Raw genomic sequence first — 1,359 nt, forward strand, 5'->3', positions numbered from 1 at the left:
GGGGTCGGGCTCGATCTTCGCCAAGTCCTCCATAAAGAAGTTGTATTCGCGGGTCGTCGATGCCGATTCGGCGGTGCGGGTGGCCGTCGAGGCGCTCTACGACGCCGCCGATGACGACTCCGCCACCGGCGGGCCTGACTTGGTTCGGGGCATCTACCCGACGGCGGTCACCATCGGCGCCGAGGGGGCGGCCGAGGTGCCCGAGAGCCGGATCGCCGAGCTCGCCCGCGAGGTGATCGAAAGCCGCTCACGCGCAGACACTTTCGGCCCCGACGGTGGTGAGAAGTGAGCTTCCCGTATTTCATATCGCCCGAGCAGGCGATGCGCGAGCGCAGCGAGCTCGCGCGCAAAGGCATCGCGCGCGGCAAGAGCGTGGTGGCGCTGGTCTACGCCGGTGGTGTGCTGTTCGTGGCGGAGAACCCGTCGCGGTCCCTGCAGAAGATCAGTGAGCTCTACGATCGCGTCGGCTTCGCGGCCGCCGGCAAGTTCAACGAATTCGACAACCTGCGCCGCGGCGGAATCCAGTTCGCCGACACCCGGGGCTACGCCTACGACCGCCGCGACGTCACGGGACGCCAGCTGGCCAACGTCTACGCGCAGACCCTGGGCACCATTTTCACCGAGCAGGCTAAGCCGTACGAGGTGGAATTGTGCGTCGCCGAGGTGGCGCACTACGGCGAGACGAAACCGCCTGAGCTGTATCGCATCACCTACGACGGGTCGATCGCCGACGAGCCGCACTTCGTGGTGATGGGCGGCACCACCGAGCCGATCACGACCGCGCTCAAGGAGTCCTACGCGGAGAACGCCGACTTGCGCGAGGCGACCAAAATCGCCGTGAAGGCGCTGCGGGCCGGCAGCACCGACGGTTCAGGCGGGGACCAGCCCTCCCCGGACGTGGGCAGCCTGGAGGTCGCCATCCTGGACGTCAACCGGCCACGCCGGGCGTTCCGGCGCATCAACCGGGCCACGTTGGAAGGTCTGCTGCAAGAGGGCGATTCGAGGCAGTCGGAAACCAACGGCGAAGCGCCGGAATCCAACGGCGACGCCGCCGGCTGACTCGGGCCCGCCGCGTGCGGTGTTCGCTACGGGCTGAACACCGCGCCCGCGGGTGTCCGAGTTGTCGACGTCCCGTTGCGGTCCCCAGGCGGTGCCCTGGCGGGCTTCGCGAAACTCGTCCGGATCCGTAGGCGCGGCTTCCGCACCGTCCCGGTCAGACAACCAGTACGCTCGATTACGTGCAGCGACGAATTATGGGCATCGAGACCGAGTTCGGTGTCACCTGCACGTTCCACGGCCATCGCCGGCTGTCGCCGGACGAGGTCGCCCGATACCTGTTCCGGCGCGTCGTGTCGTGGG

2 protein-coding genes and 1 pseudogene are annotated in these 1,359 nt (G+C 67.9%); all 3 read left to right on the plus strand.

The features are described from left to right. Positions 1–289 (plus strand): annotated as a pseudogene (locus A9X03_RS19235) (proteasome subunit beta); the annotation flags it as partial. Beyond that, a complete protein-coding gene (gene prcA / locus A9X03_RS19240; protein WP_067753797.1) occupies positions 286–1,059 on the plus strand; it encodes a proteasome subunit alpha in 774 nt (257 codons plus the stop codon). The pseudogene A9X03_RS19235 and the gene prcA, both read left to right, overlap by 4 nt. 179 nt (positions 1,060–1,238) lie before the next feature. Continuing rightward, the coding region (locus tag A9X03_RS30420) for a proteasome accessory factor PafA2 family protein (protein ID WP_231968679.1) at positions 1,239–1,359 on the plus strand (121 nt) is incomplete at its 3' end.

Origin of the sequence: Mycobacterium sp. E1715, from assembly GCF_001667625.1 — a bacterium.
Taxonomy (GTDB): Bacteria; Actinomycetota; Actinomycetes; order Mycobacteriales; family Mycobacteriaceae; genus Mycobacterium.